This window comes from Kitasatospora sp. NPDC040550, assembly GCF_055594965.1.
This window is the reverse complement of record NZ_JBVIWC010000001.1, coordinates 258,500-274,192: the sequence shown is the minus strand read 5'-3', so window position 1 is coordinate 274,192 and position 15,693 is coordinate 258,500. Positions and strand designations below refer to the sequence as shown.

Annotated in this window: 15 protein-coding genes; 10 read left to right on the top strand and 5 right to left on the bottom strand. The window is 74.6% G+C overall.

Annotation, left to right across the window (positions count from 1 at the left end; all coding sequences use genetic code 11):
- Nucleotides 1–30: 30 nt before the first annotated feature.
- The 5 genes from ACZ58X_RS01245 (at nt 31) to ACZ58X_RS01225 (ending at nt 3,453) form a co-directional block, all read left to right on the top strand.
- Nucleotides 31–918: a hypothetical protein gene (locus ACZ58X_RS01245; RefSeq protein ID WP_470331573.1), complete on the top strand. Its 888-nt coding sequence runs from the start codon at nt 31–33 to the stop codon at nt 916–918.
- 79 nt (nt 919–997) lie between these two features.
- Entirely contained in the window at nt 998–1,804 is an 807-nt protein-coding gene (locus ACZ58X_RS01240; protein ID WP_470331572.1) for an SDR family NAD(P)-dependent oxidoreductase, read from the top strand.
- Entirely contained in the window at nt 1,801–2,571 is a 771-nt protein-coding gene (locus ACZ58X_RS01235; protein WP_470331571.1) for a polysaccharide deacetylase family protein, read from the top strand. The genes ACZ58X_RS01240 and ACZ58X_RS01235 overlap by 4 nt, the downstream gene beginning before the upstream one ends.
- A 64-nt stretch (nt 2,572–2,635) precedes the next feature.
- Nucleotides 2,636–2,890, top strand: a complete 255-nt coding sequence (locus ACZ58X_RS01230; protein WP_470331570.1) for a hypothetical protein — start codon at nt 2,636–2,638, stop codon at nt 2,888–2,890.
- A gap of 299 nt (nt 2,891–3,189) precedes the next feature.
- Nucleotides 3,190–3,453, top strand: coding sequence for a hypothetical protein (locus tag ACZ58X_RS01225; RefSeq protein ID WP_470331569.1), 264 nt, complete (start codon nt 3,190–3,192; stop codon nt 3,451–3,453).
- Nucleotides 3,454–3,460: 7 nt separating this feature from the next.
- Here the strand turns inward: ACZ58X_RS01225 and ACZ58X_RS01220 are convergent, their stop codons facing one another.
- Genes ACZ58X_RS01220 through ACZ58X_RS01210 form a run of 3 tightly spaced genes read right to left on the bottom strand, consistent with a single transcriptional unit; the run spans nt 3,461 to nt 6,669 of the window.
- The gene (locus ACZ58X_RS01220; protein WP_470331568.1) at nt 3,461–4,540 is read right to left on the bottom strand and encodes a glycosyltransferase family protein; all 1,080 of its coding nucleotides are present in this window, start codon (nt 4,538–4,540) and stop codon (nt 3,461–3,463) included.
- A gap of 13 nt (nt 4,541–4,553) precedes the next feature.
- Entirely contained in the window at nt 4,554–5,498 is a 945-nt protein-coding gene (locus ACZ58X_RS01215; RefSeq protein ID WP_470331567.1) for an NAD-dependent epimerase/dehydratase family protein, read from the bottom strand.
- A 46-nt stretch (nt 5,499–5,544) separates the two neighbouring features.
- The gene (locus ACZ58X_RS01210; protein WP_470331566.1) at nt 5,545–6,669 is read right to left on the bottom strand and encodes a DegT/DnrJ/EryC1/StrS family aminotransferase; all 1,125 of its coding nucleotides are present in this window, start codon (nt 6,667–6,669) and stop codon (nt 5,545–5,547) included.
- 391 nt (nt 6,670–7,060) lie between these two features.
- On the opposite strand from ACZ58X_RS01210, the gene ACZ58X_RS01205 reads away from it, so the two are divergent.
- The 5 genes from ACZ58X_RS01205 to ACZ58X_RS01185 all read left to right on the top strand — a co-directional run bounded on the left by ACZ58X_RS01205 (nt 7,061) and on the right by ACZ58X_RS01185 (nt 13,450).
- Complete coding sequence (locus ACZ58X_RS01205; protein WP_470331565.1) at nt 7,061–9,277, top strand: MMPL family transporter; 2,217 nt, start codon at nt 7,061–7,063, stop codon at nt 9,275–9,277.
- Nucleotides 9,278–9,558: 281 nt separating this feature from the next.
- Nucleotides 9,559–11,004 (top strand): sensor histidine kinase, encoded by a 1,446-nt coding sequence (locus ACZ58X_RS01200; RefSeq protein WP_470331564.1) that lies wholly within the window; start codon nt 9,559–9,561, stop codon nt 11,002–11,004.
- Nucleotides 11,001–11,675 carry a response regulator transcription factor gene (locus tag ACZ58X_RS01195; RefSeq protein WP_470331563.1) on the top strand — a complete coding sequence of 225 codons (675 nt, stop codon included), beginning with the start codon at nt 11,001–11,003 and terminating at the stop codon, nt 11,673–11,675. Before ACZ58X_RS01200 ends, ACZ58X_RS01195 begins: the two co-directional genes overlap by 4 nt.
- A gap of 111 nt (nt 11,676–11,786) precedes the next feature.
- Entirely contained in the window at nt 11,787–12,440 is a 654-nt protein-coding gene (locus ACZ58X_RS01190; RefSeq protein ID WP_470331562.1) for a hypothetical protein, read from the top strand.
- Between the two features lie 728 nt (nt 12,441–13,168).
- Entirely contained in the window at nt 13,169–13,450 is a 282-nt protein-coding gene (locus tag ACZ58X_RS01185; RefSeq protein WP_470331876.1) for a helix-turn-helix domain-containing protein, read from the top strand.
- A 142-nt stretch (nt 13,451–13,592) separates the two neighbouring features.
- Here ACZ58X_RS01185 and ACZ58X_RS01180 read toward each other — a convergent pair whose 3' ends face one another.
- Nucleotides 13,593–13,973 (bottom strand): CBS domain-containing protein, encoded by a 381-nt coding sequence (locus ACZ58X_RS01180; protein ID WP_470331561.1) that lies wholly within the window; start codon nt 13,971–13,973, stop codon nt 13,593–13,595.
- A 69-nt stretch (nt 13,974–14,042) separates the two neighbouring features.
- Nucleotides 14,043–15,566, bottom strand: a complete 1,524-nt coding sequence (locus ACZ58X_RS01175; protein WP_470331560.1) for a DEAD/DEAH box helicase — start codon at nt 15,564–15,566, stop codon at nt 14,043–14,045.
- Nucleotides 15,567–15,693: the final 127 nt, after the last annotated feature.

Here is a 15,693-nt window from a genome sequence, read left to right as displayed (position 1 = left end):
TGAACCGCTGCCGCCCCGCGAGGGAGACGCATGCTGCTGGGACTCACCACCGCGCTGGTCGCCACCGTCTGCTTCGGCTTCGGAGCGGTGTTCCAGGCGCGCGGGGCGCGGTCGGCGCCGCGCGCGGACCGGGTGCGGGCGGGGCTGCTGGCCGCGCTGCTGCGGTCCTGGCAGTTCATCCTCGGGACGCTGCTGGACATCCTCGGCTTCGTGCTGAGCATCGTCGCCCTGCGCAGCCTCCCGCTGTTCCTGGTGCAGGCCGTCACCAACGCGAGCCTCGCCGTCACCGCCCTGGCCGCCGTCTGGCTGCTGGGCGCGCGGCTGCGCCGCGGCGACGCGGCGGGCATCGCCGCCGTCGTGGTGGGCCTCAGTCTGCTGGCGCTGGGCTCCGGCAAGGAGGGCCGGGAGTACGCCCCGGCGGCCTTCCACTGGGCGCTGCTGGCGACCACCGCCGTGATGCTGCTCGCCACCCTGGTCCTGGTCCGCCGGGAGGGCACCCCGGCCGCGGCCGGTCTGGGCCTGCTGGCGGGCGTCGGTTTCGGGATCACCAGCCTCGCGGTGCGGGTCCTGGACGCCTCCACGCTGACCGCCGTGCTCACCGATCCGGCCGCGTACGCCCTGGCGGTCGGCGGGCTGGGCGGCTACCTGGCGTACGCGCTGGCGCTGCAGCGCGGCACGGTGACGGCGGCGACGGCGGCCGGGACGGTGGCCGAGACCTTCGGCCCGGCCCTGGTCGGGGTGGTGTCGCTGGGGGACTCCGCGCGCCCCGGGTTCGCCTGGTGCGCGCTGACGGGCTTCGCGGTCGCGGTGGGCGGCACGTTCCTGCTGTCCCGCTTCGGCGAACTGGAGGGCGGCCCGGCCGAACCGTCGGCCCCGCACCCGGACGCCGAGGCCCAGCCCGCCGTGCCGCCCCGGTAGCCCGGACGACTCCGCCGTGCGAAGGTGACTTGCCGGACAAAAAGGACGGCAGAACGCCCACGGACCCGGCAGGTGCGCGATGACGGAGGAAGCCGCGACGTCGGAGGACGCCCAGGCCCGGACCCGGCGTTCGGGACCGGCCGGCCCCCCCGTCGCCCTGATCACCGGCGCGTCCTCGGGCATCGGCCTGGCCACCGCCGCCCGGCTGGCCGACGCCGGCTGGCGGACCCTGCTCTCCGGCACCGACCGCACCCGCCTCGACGCCCTCGCCGAGCGCACCGGCGGCGTCGCCCTCCCCGAGGACCTCAGCAAGCCGGACGGCGCCGCCCGCCTCGCCGAGGCGGCGCTCGCCGCCACCGGGCGGGTCGACGTCCTGGTCGCCAGCGCCGGCCTCGGCTGGCGCGGCCCCTTCGCCGACACCCCGTCCGACATCCTCGACCGGATGATCGAGGTCAACCTGGCCGCCCCGCTGCGCCTGATCCGGCTGCTGCTGCCCGGGATGCTGGAGCGCCGGCACGGCCGGATCGTGCTGCTCGGCTCGATGGCCGGCCAGGTCGGCGTGCGCGACGAGTCCGGCTACTCGGCCACCAAGGGCGGACTGACGATGTTCGCCGAGAGCCTCTGGTACGAGCTGCGCGGCACCGGGGTCGGCGTCCGCCTCGTCCTGCCCGGCGCGGTGGACACCCCGTTCTTCGACCGCCGCGGCACCCCGTACCAGCGCGAACGCCCGCGCCCGGTCTCGGCGGAGCGGGTCGCGGACACCGTGGTCGCGACCATCACCACCGAGCGGGACCGCCTCTACGTCCCGCACTGGCTCGGCTTCCCGGCCCGGATCCACGGGGTCGCACCCGGCGTGTTCCGCCGGATGGCCGCCCGCTTCGGGTGAGCCCCCGGGCCTCCCGGGCCTCCCAGGCCTCCTGGGCGGGCGCGGCCCTCGCCCTCGCGGCCGGCCTGGAGTTCCTGCACCTCGCCCCGGCCGCGGTCCGCCTGCCGCCGCTGCGCCGCACCCTGGCCCGCCGCACCGCCGGGTACGGCACCGCCCCCGGCCACCTCGCCCTCACCTTCGACGACGGCCCCGACCCGCGCAGCACCCCGTACGTCCTGGACGCCCTCGACGAACTCGGCGCCCGCGCCACCTTCTTCCTGCTCGGCGGGATGCTGGAACGGGCCCCGGACCTCGGCCGTGAACTGGTGCTGCGCGGCCACGAGGTGGCCGTGCACGGCTGGCACCACCGGCAGCAGTGGTACCCGGCCCCGGCCCGCGACCTGCGCGAACTGCGCCGAGCCGCCGAGGCGGTGACCGAACTGTGCGGCGCCCGCCCGCACTGGTACCGCCCGCCGTACGGCGTGCTGACGGCCGGTCCGGCGCTGGCCGCCCGCCGGCTGGGTCTGCGCACCGTGCTGTGGACGGCCTGGGGTCGGGACTGGACGGCCGAGGCCACCGGCGAGTCCGTCTACGCCACCGCCCGCCCCGGCCTCACCGCCGGCGCCACCCTCCTGCTGCACGACTCCGACTGCACCTCCGCCCCGGACTCCTGGCGCGCCACCCTGGCCGCCCTCCCGCTGATCGCCGCCCACTGCCGCGCCCGCGCCCTCACCCTCGGCCCGCTGCGGAACCACGCCGTCCCACCCCTTGCCCGCGGCGCACGGTAGTTGGGACGATCGGCGGGTCGCGTCCACCACGGGGGCGGGCGCGCCGACAACGGGGGAGGCACCCATGCCCGACTGGTCAGGCGGACTGGCCCACGCGATCGCGGCGGCCGGCATCGTCACGGCGGCCCTGAGCGGAGTCGCCGCGCCGGACGACAACGCCCGGGCCCAGGCCGGTCCGGACCGCTTCGGCACTGCCGGCGCTCCCGCCACCGCCACCGCCACCGCCACCGCCCGGAGCGAGGTCCTCGGCACCGGCCCGACCTCCTTCTCCGGCACCGCCGCCCAGGACACCCAGGGCCCGAACTACTTCCCGAGCTAGGGCCTGCCCCGGGAAGCGCCTGGACCAGGGCCTTGCCGACGCTTTACCCTTCCTTGAAGTCGTCCGGCCGCGCCGCAGTGCGGCCGGCAGTTCCAGGCGGGGGTCGAAGCGTTGTCGAAGAGCGTCGGTGTCCGCGTCGGGCCGGTGGCCCTGGCGTCCGTGCTGCCGGTCGCGGTCGCGGGGGCGCTCGTCGCGGGCTGCTCCTCGGCCGGCGGTCCGGGGCGACGTGGGTCGGCACGGTGCTGGGCGGCCGGGCCGGTGACTCCCGGGCGTCGGTACCGGGCCCGACCGATGTGAGCGTGGAGGGCTTCGCCGGGATCGAGCCCGCCACGCTCGCCTCGATCACCGGGACCGGGAGGTGGCAGCCGGGGCCGCTCGGCTGTCAGGGCGTCCCGGACGTGCTGGTACGGGAGTTGAACGACGGTCGGCAGGAAACCTGGCTGCACAGCGAGGACTACGACCGCTCGGTCACCCACGGCCGGTACCCGGGGGCGTTCTACTTCGACCGGGAGCACAGCCGGGTCTTCTTCTGCACGGTGAACCCCGAGGCCCACGCCGGCTGAGGGGCGCTCACCCCAGCCCCACCCGGTCCAGGGCCGCCCCGAAGCCCTTGCGCCAGGCGTCCGGGGTGGCGCCGGGCGAGGGGTCGGGCTCCGGCCGGCCCAGCGCGGCCAGCGCGTTGCGGACCACCTCGGCCGGGCGCGCGGTGGCCACGTCGGCGTGGCCGAGCTCCAGTTCGTGCTGGAGGTTGTCCCGCCCGTGGCCCTGGACGACGTCGAGCAGCAGCAGCCGGCGGCCGAGGGCCCGGGCCTCGCTGCAGGTGTCGCCGGAGCTGGTGACGACCAGGTCGGCGGCGGCCATCAGGGCCGGGATCCGGTCGGTGTAGCCGAAGGCGTGCAGCCGTGGTTCCCGGCGGGCGGCCGCCCGCAGCCGCAGTTCGAGCTCCTGGTTGCGCCCGGCCACGGCGAGCACGTGCGGTCCGGCGGCGGCCAGCGAGGCGGCGGTGCGGGCGATCGGGCCGAGCCCCCAGGAGCCGGACATCAGCAGCACGCATCCGGCGTCCGCCGGCACGCCGAGGTCGGCCCGCGCCTCGGCCCGGCCGGGCGGCCGGTAGAACGGCTGGCGCAGCGGCGCGGGCAGCACCGCGACCTCGGCGTCGGGCCGGTAGCGGCGCACGGCGCAGGCGGCGACCTCGGAGGTGACCAGGAACAGGTCGGTGCCGTCCTGCACCCAGAGCCGGTGCGGGGTGACGTCGGTGCAGAACACGAAGTGCCGGAACTCCCGCCCCGGCAGCCGGTTGACCGCCGAGGTGGCGGTGGAGAACACCGAGACCACCAGCTGCGGCCGCTGCGTCCGCACGAGCGCGCCGAGCGCCGGAACGAGTCGGCTGCGCGCGGCCGCGTCGGCGAGCAGGGCGAGCCGGGCGCCCGGTCGCAGCGCCGAGAAGTGGAACGCGTCGTAGACCCCGGGCAGGTCGAGCAGCCGCCGGAAGACGGCTTCCCCGGCGGCGCCCGACCGCTGCCCGAGCAGTGCCATCGCGTCCACGGTGCTGGTGCTCCAGCCGCGTTCCCGCAGGGTGTCGGCACAGGCCTGGGCCATCACGTCGTGGCCCTGGCCGAGCGAGCCGGAGACCAGCAGGGCGTGCGGCATCGGGCGGTCCCGGTCAGCCGGCGGCGGGTGCGGTGGTGCCGGCCCGGTACCAGTCGGCGTAGCGGTGCACGCCGTCGGCGAAGTTGGTCCTCGGCGACCAGCCGAGCAGCCGCTTGGCCTGGGCGGAGGAGATCCGCCGCCCGGTGTAGTCGGCCTTGCGCCCGTCGATGTGCTCGATGGTGACCGGCCCGAGCAGCCGGTCGACGGTGTCGGCGATGTCGCGCACCGAGACGGCCGTGGAGCCCTCCAGGGCGAAGGTCTGGTCCTCGGCGGCGGGGGAGAGGGCGCGGACGTGGGCGTCGGCGAGGTCCTCGACGTAGACGAAGTTGCGGCTCTGCCGGCCGTCCCCGGCGATGGTGATCGGCCGCCCCTCCAGCGCGGCCTGGACGAATCGGGCGACGACCAGTTCGTCGCGCATCCGCGGACCGTACGGGATGCCGTAGCGCAGGATGGTGAAGTGCTGTCCGTAGAGCTCGCGGTAGCTGTGCACCAGCATCTCGGCGGCGAGCTTGGTGGCCACGTACAGGTGTCCGCTGTGTTCCAGCTCGATCGGCACGTGCTCGTCCAACTCCTGCTCTCCGCCGTCGAGTTGATCGTCGGTGAGGGCGGCTCCGTAGACCCAGACGGTGCTCGCCAGGACGGTGCGGCTCAGTCCGCTGCGCCGGGCGGCCTCCAGGACGGCCTCGGTGCCGTCGATGTTGGTCCGCACCGCCCGGACGGGGTCGGCGGACACCTGCTCGACGTCGGCCATCGCGGCCAGGTGGTAGACCACTTCGCTGCCGGCCAGCGCCGAGGTCAGGGCGGGCAGGTCGAGGATGTCGAGGCGGGCGTGTTCGGCGTCGGGGTTGAGGTACTTGTCGGTGGTGTCCACGGCGAGGACCTCGTGGCCGGCCGCGATCAGGTGGTCCACGACGTGAGAGCCGATGAACCCGCAGCCCCCGGTGACGGCTATCCGCACGGTCTTGCTCCTTTCGGTCCGGCTGTCCGGCTGTTCGGATGGCCGACTAGCCGGCCATCCGCCGGTGCACGGTGGAGACGGCCTCGATGACCAGCTCCGTCTCGTCCTCGGTCATGTCGGAGTGCACCGGCAGGCAGACCTGCCGGGCGCAGACGTCCTCGGCCACGGGCAGCGGACCGCCCCGGTAGGGGGCGAGGACCGGTTGGAGGTGCAGCGGCAGGTCGTAGACCTCGCCGGACATCCGCACCCCGTACTCCTCGGCGACCGCCCGCTTGAACGCGGCGCGGTCGACGCCGGGCGCCAGCAGCGCCACGTACTTGTAGTAGTTGCCGCGGCTGCCGGGCGGTTCGAGCACCGGGCGCAGGCCGTCGACGTCGGCCAGCGCCGAGTCGTAGCGGCGGGCGACGGCCCGGCGGGTCTCGATGAACTCCTTGAGCCGGCGCAGGTGCACGGCGCCGACGGCGGCGTGCAGCTCGCTCATCCGCCAGGAGTAGCCGAGCCGGACGTGGTGGTTGGTGCCGAAGGAGCCCTTGCCCTGGTCGCGGTGGATCCTCGCCTCGTCGCGCAGCTCGGGCGACTCGGTGAGGATCATGCCGCCCTCGCCGCTGGTGGTGACCTTGGTCGGGTAGAAGGAGAAGGCCCCAGCCAGGCCGAAGGTCCCGGCGGCGCGGCCGCCCAGGCTGCTGCCGTGGGCGTGCGCGGCGTCCTCGACCAGCGGGATGCCGCGTTGGTCGCAGAGCTCGCGCAGGGCGTCCACGTCGGGCGTGACGAGCCCGCCGATGTGGACCAGTACGACGGCTGCGGTATCCGGGGTGAGGGCGGCGGCCAGGGTCTCGGGGGAGAGCGCCAGGGTGGCCGGGTCGACGTCGGCGAACACCGGGCGGCCGCCCGCGTGCACGACGGCACCGGCCGTGGCGTAGAAGGTGACGGCGGGGACGACCACGTCGCGGCCGCGCACGTCGACGCCGCGCAGGACGATCTCCAGGGCGGCCGTCCCGCTGCTCACCGCGACGGCGTGCGAGGCGCCGTGCTCGGCGGCGAAGGCCTGCTCGAACCGCTCGGTCCACGGACCGAGGGTGAGGGCGCCGGTGGTGAGCATCTCGGTCACGGCGTCGGCGACGGCCGCGCGGTCGTTCTCGTCGAACACGATGCGGGCGGCTGGCACGCCCATGGGGCACCTCCGGCGGCGGGCTGGGGTCAGCACCGATCGGGACGGGTCGGCCCGGACCAGGACAGAACGGTCGGGCCAGTGGCCCATCACGCTACTGGGCCGGGGCGGCCGCGGCCCGTCGTCACCGGCCGGCCGGGTGACCCGGGCCTACTCCCGCCGCAGGCCAGCGGGCTGGTCCCGGCTGCTCCCGGTGCGGGGCGTGCGCTCCTCCGTACGGGGGAGGGCCGTACTGCGTCCGCAGTACGCAAACGGCCTGCGCAGGGACGACGACGGAGCAGGGGCCGGCGATCAAGGATTGGTCATGCTGCGAGCGGACCGCCTCCGGGCTCCCGCTCCCGCACCCGTCCCCGTCCGCGCACCTGCTTCCGAATCCGAAGGAGCCCGTTCTCCCGTGGCAACGTTCCTGTACCGCCTTGGCCGATGGGCCTTCGTCCGGCGCCGGCTGGTGACCCTGCTCTGGGTCGCCGTGCTGGCGCTCGCCGGAGTCCTGGCGGCCAAGGCGCCCGCCGCACCCGACGACGGATTCTCGATGCCCGGCACGGAGGCGCAGAAGGCCTTCGACCTGATGAACGAGCGCTTCCCCGGCGGCCACGCCGACGGCGCCTCGGCCCGCCTGGTGTTCGTCGCGCCCTCCGGGCAGAAGATCACCGCCGGCCCGAACCAGCAGGCCGTCGAGAAGACGGTCGCCGAGCTCGCCCACGGCGAGCAGGTCACGTCCGCGGTGGACCCGTTCAAGATGCCGGGCGCGGTCTCCAAGGACGGATCGACGGCCTACGCGACGGTCAGCTACTCCGCCAAGGCGGGCGAGGTGTCCAAGGGCGCCACCGACGCCCTCCAGCAGGCCGCCCAGCACGGCCGGGACGCCGGGCTCAAGGTCGAGATCGGCGGCAACGCGCTGATGGCCAAGCCCGACGCGGGCGGCAGCAGCGAGGCGATCGGCATGGCGCTGTCCGCCGTCGTCCTGGTGATCACCTTCGGCTCGCTGGTCGCCGCCGGCCTGCCGCTGCTCACCGCCGTGATCGGCGTCGGCCTAGGCATGTCGCTGATCACCGCGTTCGGCAGCGCGCTCGGCCTCTCCTCGACCACCGGCACGCTCGCCATGATGCTCGGCCTCGCGGTCGGCATCGACTACGCCTTGTTCATCGTCTCCCGCTACCGGGCCGAGCTCGCCGAGGGCCGTACCCCGCAGGAGGCGGCCGGCCGGGCGATCGGCACCGCCGGCTCCGCGGTGGTCTTCGCCGGCCTGACCGTGGTGATCGCCCTCGCCGGGCTCTCCGTGGTCGGCATCCCGATCCTCGCCAAGATGGGCATGGCCGCCGCCGGGACGGTCGTCATCGCCGTGCTGGTCGCGCTCACCCTGGTGCCCGCGCTGCTCGGCTTCATCGGCCGCCGGGCCCTGCCCCGCAAGGTCCGCAAGGCCCAGGGCGGCGGCGACGGCGCGGCGCGGCCGGTCGGCGCCAAGGAGAACGGCGGCGCCCGCTGGGCCCGGTTCATCGTGCGCCGCCCGCTCGGGGTGCTGCTGCTCGGCGTGGTCGGCCTGGGCGTGCTCGCCGCTCCCGCGCTCGACCTGCGCCTCGGCCTGCCCGGGGACGAGGCCAAGCCCACCTCCACCACCCAGCGGCGCGCCTACGACCTGCTGTCCGAGGGCTTCGGCCCCGGCTTCAACGGGCCGCTGACCGTCCTGGTGGACGTCAAGGGCACCGCGGACCCGAAGGCCGCCGCCGACTCGGTCGCCAAGGCCGTCTCGGGCGTGCCCGGGGTGGTCACCGTGATGCCGCCGATGTTCAACAAGGCGGGGGACACCGCCCTGGTCAACGCCATCCCGGCGACCGGCCCGGCCGAGGCCGCGACCAAGGACCTGGTCCACACCATCCGTGGCCAGGCGGCCGGGCTCAAGGCCTCCACCGGGGCGACCGTCCTGGTCAGCGGTACGACGGCGATGAACATCGACGTCTCGCAGAAGCTCAGCGACGCCCTGGTGCCCTACCTCGCGGTGGTCGTCGGCCTCGCCGTCCTGCTGCTGCTGGTGGTCTTCCGCTCGATCCTCGTCCCGGTCAAGGCGGCGCTCGGCTTCCTGCTCTCGGTGGCCGCCGCGCTCGGTGCCGTCGTCGCGGTCTTCCAGTGGGGCTGGCTGGCCGACCTGATCGGCGTGGAGCAGACCGGCCCGGTGATGAGCATGATGCCGATCTTCATGATCGGCGTGGTCTTCGGCCTCGCCATGGACTACGAGGTGTTCCTGGTCACCCGGATCCGTGAGGCCTTCGTCCACGGCGAGGAGCCGAGCGAGGCCATCGTCACGGGCTTCCGGCACAACGCCCGGGTGGTCACCGCGGCCGCCTTCATCATGATCGCCGTCTTCGCGGGCTTCATCGGGATGAGCGAGCCGATGATCAAGATGATGGGCCTGGGCCTCGCCGCGGCCGTCGCCTTCGACGCCTTCGTGGTCCGGATGACGATCGTCCCGGCCGTCCTCGCCCTGCTCGGCCGCCGCGCCTGGTGGCTGCCGCGCTGGCTCGACCGCCTGATACCCGACGTCGACGTCGAGGGCAGCAAGCTGCACACCGCCGCCCCCGAACCGGCACCGGTCAAGGAGTCGGTCACCGTCTAGGTCCGGCCTCGCCGGCACCGCCCGGCACCGCCGGGTACTACGTGGCACCGCCCCGTCCCGGCCCGGCCCGAGCACCCCTCGGGCCGGGCCGGGCCGTCCAGGCGCCGACCGGCTCGGACACCGGTTCGAGCCCCAACCGTTACCGTTGCTGTCGGGGGCCGCCGCCCGCGCGCCGGCCCCCGACCCGGTACGCCGCACCCCACCGGGGGCCGCGGCGCGACACCGACTGGCAGAACCCGGCGAGGGTGCCGCCAGGGCACCCCGACCCGGAGAACAGGACGATGAGCTACACCTGGCAGCGCCTGCGCCGCGACCACCCCCGGTCGCTGGACGTCGCCGGCGGCGTGGCCCTGATCGGCTTCACCGCCCTCGGCGCCACCGTCGACCAGACCAGCGGCCGCTTCGCCCCGGTCGACCCGGCCACCGGCCTGCTCGCCCTGATCGCCGCCGTCGCCGTGTTCTTCCACCGCCGCTACCCGCGCGCCGTGACCGCCGTCACGCTGGCCTGCACCATGGTGCTGACCTGGACCAGCCCCCGGCTCACCCCGATGCTCGCCACCCCACTGCTGCTCGCCCTCTACTTCCTCGCCACCCGCACCGACCGGGCCACCGCGCTGCGCGCCTCGATCGGCACCGCCGTCCTGCTCACCGGGATGACGCTGATCTTCGGCCCCGGCGGCCCGATCGGCGAGCGGATCGGCGTCCTCGCCTGGGCCCTGCTGCCCGGCGCCCTCGGCGACTCCATCCGCAACCGCCGCGCCCACCTCGCCGCGATCGAGGAACGCGCCGAACGCGCCGAACGCACCCGCGAGGAGGAGGCCCGCCGCCGGGTCGCCGACGAGCGGATCCGGATCGCCCGCGACCTCCACGACGTCGTCGCCCACCACATCGCCCTGGCCAACGCCCAGGCCGGCATCGCCGTCCACCTCATGGACAGCCACCCGGTGCAGGCCCGCGAGGTGCTCAGCCACATCACCGACGCCACCGGCTCCGCCCTCCAGGAGCTGCGCGCCACCGTCGGCCTGCTGCGCCGCGCCGAGGAACCGGCGCCGCTCGAACCCGCCCCCGGCCTGGACCGGCTGCCCGAGCTGGTCAACACCTTCGAGCGGGCCGGCCTGCCGGTGCGGCTCACCGTCGAGGGGGAGGCCCGGCCGCTGTCGCCCGGCGTCGACCTCACCGCCTTCCGGATCGTCCAGGAGTCGCTGACCAACGTCGCCAAGCACGCCCACGGCGCCGACGCCGAGGTCACCCTCTCCTACAGCGGCAGCCGGGTCGCCGTCAGCGTCGCCAACGGCCGCCCGACCAGCCCAGGCCGCCCCCGCACCGCCCTGCTGCCTGCGGCCGCCCCGGGCCAGAGCGGCTTCGGCCTGATCGGCATGCGCGAGCGGGCCGGCGCCGTGGGCGGCCGCCTCACCGCCGACCGGCAGGTGGACGGCGGCTTCCTGGTCACCGCCGAACTCCCGCTGCGCACCGGCGCCCGGGAGGACGTCGCGCCCCCGGCGGGGGGCACCGCCCGGCCCGCAGCCGCCCCCGGACCGGGCCACCCGGCCGGGCCCGTCGGCAGGGACCGGCCCGCCCACGCCTTCTGGCGCGACTGCACCGTCCGGCCCGCCCGCCCCCCCGGCTCCGTCCACCCCACCGGCCCCGTCGGCTCCCCCGACCAGGCCGCCCCCGCCGACCAGACCCGACACGATCACGCCATCCGGAAGGACAAGGACCGCGCATGACCATCCGCGTGCTGCTCGCCGACGACCAGGCCCTGCTGCGCGGCGCCTTCCGGATGCTGATCGACGCCGAGGAGGACATGGAGGTGGTCGGCGAGGCCGCCGACGGCCGGGAGGCGGTGGAACTCGCCCGGGCCACCAAGCCCGACCTCGTGCTGATGGACATCCGGATGCCCGGCGCCGACGGCCTCGGCGCCACCGCCGAGATCTGCGCCGACGAGGACCTCTCCGGCACCCGGGTGCTCATCCTCACCACCTTCGAGATAGACGAGTACGTGGCCCAGGCGCTGCGCGCGGGCGCCGGGGGCTTCCTCGGCAAGGGCGCCGACCCGAAGGAACTGCTCGCCGCCGTGCGCACCGTGGCGGCCGGCGACGCCCTGCTCTCGCCCGCCGCCACCCGCGCCGTGATCGAGCAGTTCCTCGCCCAGCCCGACCCGGCCGCCGCCGCGCCCGCCGAGCGGCTGGCCGTGCTCACCGCCCGTGAGCGCGAGGTGATGTCGATGGCCGCCACCGGGCTCACCAACGAGGAGATCGCCGAGCGGATGTTCGTCAGCCCGTTCACCGTCCGCACCCATGTGCACCGGGCGATGTCCAAGCTGGACGCCCGGGACCGGGCCCAGCTCGTCGCGATCGCCTACCAGTCCGGGCTGGTCCCGCCCGGCCGCCCGTCCTGACGCAGCGTCAGGCCTCCCTCCCGGAAGCCCTTCAAGATCCGGTCCTGGCCGAAAACCGACTCCGAACGGGTGTATCAGCGAGTAGTCTGCCGATGACTCAGAATGAGGAGGATGTTCGTGGAAACCAAGGACACGGCCGGCGAGGTGCGGGCTCTCCAGCCGTTGCCCGAGCGCACGGAGGGCGGATCGCAGGCGTTCGAGCTGCGGCTCGCGCGTCTGCTCCGCGTGCTCGGGGCCGAGGTCGCGACGGGGGCGGACTACGCCGGTGCGGCCCGATGGGAGGTCCACAAGGCGCTCGCCGGTCGGTCCGAGCTGCCCGAGGAGTACTTCGAGCCGCTGCTGGAGGCGGCGGTCCACGACCCCAACCCGAGCTTCAACCGCCGCTTCGTCGAGCCCGCCCTGATCGCCTTCGGCCAGCGCCGGGTCCGGCTGGCCCTGCTCGGCTACCTCCGGACCGGCACCAACCCGGAGCGGGCGGGCGCCGCCCGGGCCTGGTACTGGACGGCGCTGACGGTCGTCGGCGGCCGGCACGCGGCCGCCGACGAGGGCGCCACGGTGCGCGACAGCTGGAACCGGGCCGCACTGCGGGAGTTCGTCGGCAACGAGGACCTGGACGTCCGCCGCTGCATCCTGCCCGGCCTCCCGCTGGTGCCGCGCGCCTACCCGGTCGAGCTGCACACCCTGGTGGAGACGGCGGTCACCATCGCCCGCTCCCACCCCGACGAGTACATCCGCCACCGCGCCGAGGTCCAGACCGGCCTCTGACCCTCGCGCCACGCGTCCATCGGCAGCGCGGACGGGCGCGACCACGCGCCTCTGGACGGCGCTGATCAGCGGGTACTTCTGCAGCGGGAGGCTACCTCACTCACGGGTGCCGCAAAATCTATGCGCGCCGGAGTAGACATTGCTCGCGGGTGGGTCTAACGTTTCTCTCGTAGACAGCAGTCGGCGATACCGGCCAGACACGAACTGGCCGGGGTTGTTGGACAGAAGTTCGCAGTTCGGTCCGGCAGTGGAGTTCCGAAGCCAGGCAGGTGCAGGACGGCGACGGGACTGACTGCCGGACCGGGCGGCCCGCAGGCATCAGGGGCCGCCACCAGCGGTACCGAGCAGTACGCAGTTCAGTGAGTGCAGTACCCGCAGTACGAAAGTGACAGTTCAGTACAGAGGATGAACGGAGGGCGCAAGCGCCATCAGGATCGCCCGGCCCGTGAACACTCGTCCGGGCGGACACCGCAGACCCCAACGCAAGGACGGTGGTTTCCGGTCACGCATTCGCGATCCCCGCACACACCCCACCCCGGGGCAGTGCGGAAATAGAAGGACCGGCCCAGGCCGGTAGATGGTGTTGTTCCCCTTCGGGGCCCCGGAGCCGACACGGCCCCGGGGCCCCTCGACGCGTTCTCCTCGAGAACCAGAGAGGTGCAGTGACTACAACGGCCAGCCCCGACACACCCGACAAGCTCGACGACGACGACTACCCCGCCTACACCATGGGACGCGCCGCCGAGATGACCGGCACCACCCCCGGCTTCCTACGCGCCCTCGGCGAACACCGCCTCATCACCCCACTACGCTCCGACGGCGGCCACCGCCGCTACTCCCGCTACCAACTACGCATCGCCATGCGCGCCCGGGACCTCGTCGACCAGGGCACCCCCATCGAAGCCGCCTGCCGCATCGTCATCCTCGAAGACCAACTCGAAGAAGCCCTGCGCATCAACGAACAACTCCGCCGCACCCAGAACCGCCAGGAACCCACGGCGGACACCTGACCCGCCCGCCAGGCCGCCCCGAGAGCGAGAAGCGGCGGCCTGGTTCGTGGGGCAGGCGGGCTCCGACCCCGTGGAGGCCGCCGGCGCGCAGGGGATTCCAGGAGCCCGCGCCGCCCGGTCTCCCCGGTGCGCCCGGGCCGGCCTAGAGGCTGAGCAGGCCGATGGCGTGGCCGTCGGGGTCGACCACCGGCCACGTGTCCAGGCCGCGGGCGCGCATGGCGGCGGCCGCGGTGGCGGCGGGCATGTCGGCGGTGGCGAACGGGGCCTGGTCGAGGACGATGTCGCGCACCGGGGTGCGCTCGGTGGACCGGGTGCGGGTCTGGAACGGGGCGAGGTGCGGGCGGGTCAGCAGCCCGGCGCAGCGGCCGTCGTCGTCGCGGACCAGGAGGTGGTCGGCGCCGGAGCTGTGCAGGATGTCGATTGCCATGTCGACCATGACGTCGTCGCTGATCTGCAGCTCGGGGCCGGTCATGAGGTCGCCGACCGTGGCGGTGGTCGCGGGGTGTTCGGGGGTGACGGTCATGGGCGGGCTCCTTGGTGTCGGTTCCGCCGGGGCCGGACCGGGGGAGTGGTCCGGCCCCGGGCCTGGCCTCTAGGCGGCGAGGGCGACGCGCCTGGGTGCCCGGCGGCGGCCGGAGGAGCCCCGGGCGCTGCGGCTCGCTCCGTTGGCGCGGGTGTCGCCGCCGGTGGTGGCGGGGCGTCCGCGGCGTCCGCGACTGGTGGCCGCGCCGCGGCGCGGGCGTTCGACGACGGGGTCGGCGATGACGACCGGCACGCCGGTGGGGACGCGGGCGCCGGTGATGCGGGCCAGGTCCTCGTCGCCGGCGGTGACGCGGGTGGTGACGGGGGTGATTCCGGCGGTGGTCATCATGCGGGTCGTCTGGCGGCGCTGGTTGGGCAGGACGAGGGTGACGACGGTGCCGGACTCGCCGGCCCGGGCGGTGCGGCCGCCCCGGTGGAGGTAGTCCTTGTGGTCGGCCGGCGGGTCCAGGTTGACGACGAGGTCGAGGCCGTCGACGTGGATGCCCCGGGCGGCGACGTTGGTGGCGATCAGCGCGGTCACCTGGCCGGTGCGGAACTGCTCGAGGGTGCGGGTGCGCTGGGGCTGGGACTTTCCGCCGTGCAGGGCCGCGGCCTTGACCCCGTTGGCGAGCAGGTCCTCCACCAGGCGGTCTGCGCCGTGCTTGGTGTCGATGAACATGATCACCCCGCCGTCGCGGGAGGCGATGTGGGCGATCGTGGCGTTCTTGTCGTAGTTCTGCACGTGCAGCACGTGGTGCTCCATGGTGCTGACCGCTCCCGCGGACGGGTCCACCGAGTGGGTGACCGGGTCCTTGAGGAAGCGCCGCACCAGGCGGTCGACGTTGCGGTCCAGGGTGGCGGAGAACAGCATCGTCTGGCCGCCTTCGGCGACCTGGTCGAGGAGTTCGGTGACCTGCGGCAGGAAGCCCATGTCGGCCATCTGGTCGGCCTCGTCGAGCACCGTGATGCCGACGCCGTCCAGCTGGCAGTCGCCGCGCTGGATCAGGTCCTTGAGCCGGCCGGGGGTGGCCACCACGACCTCCGCCCCGCGGTTGAGCGCCTGGGCCTGGCGGCCGATCGACATCCCGCCCACCACGGCCGCCATCCGCAGCCGCACCGCGTGCGCGAACGGGGTGAGGGCGTCGGTGACCTGTTGGGCGAGCTCGCGGGTGGGGACCAGCACCAGGGCCAGCGGGCGGCGCGGCTCGGCGCGCCGGCCGGCGGTGCGGGCCAGCACGGCGAGGCCGAACGCGATGGTCTTGCCGGAGCCCGTCCGGCCACGTCCGAGGACGTCACGTCCGGCCAGCGAGTTCGGCAGTGTCGTGGCCTGGATCGGGAACGGCGAGGTGACGCCCTGGCGGGTCAGCACCGACAGCAGCGCCTTGGGCATGGCCAGCTCGTCGAACGTTTCGACGGCGGGCAGCGCCGGGGTGGTGCTCACCGGCATCGTGAACTCCCCCTGCGGGAAGGAGCTTTGACGGGCGCTACGGCCTCCGGTGGGCCGGTCGCCGTAGAAGGAGCTGCCGCCGGAGCGGGAGGAGGCCGAGGAGCGGGAGTTGGCGTTCTGGTACGAGGAGCGGCGGGAGCGGTTCATGCGAGACCTTCCTGGGGCGGCACGTCGCGAGGAAGCTCCGCAGCGCGAGGCGCCGGCAGGAGGCCGCAAGGAACGGGCCGAAAGTGTGGGGCGGGGCGTGGACGGTGGAACCGTGCGGCACGTCACT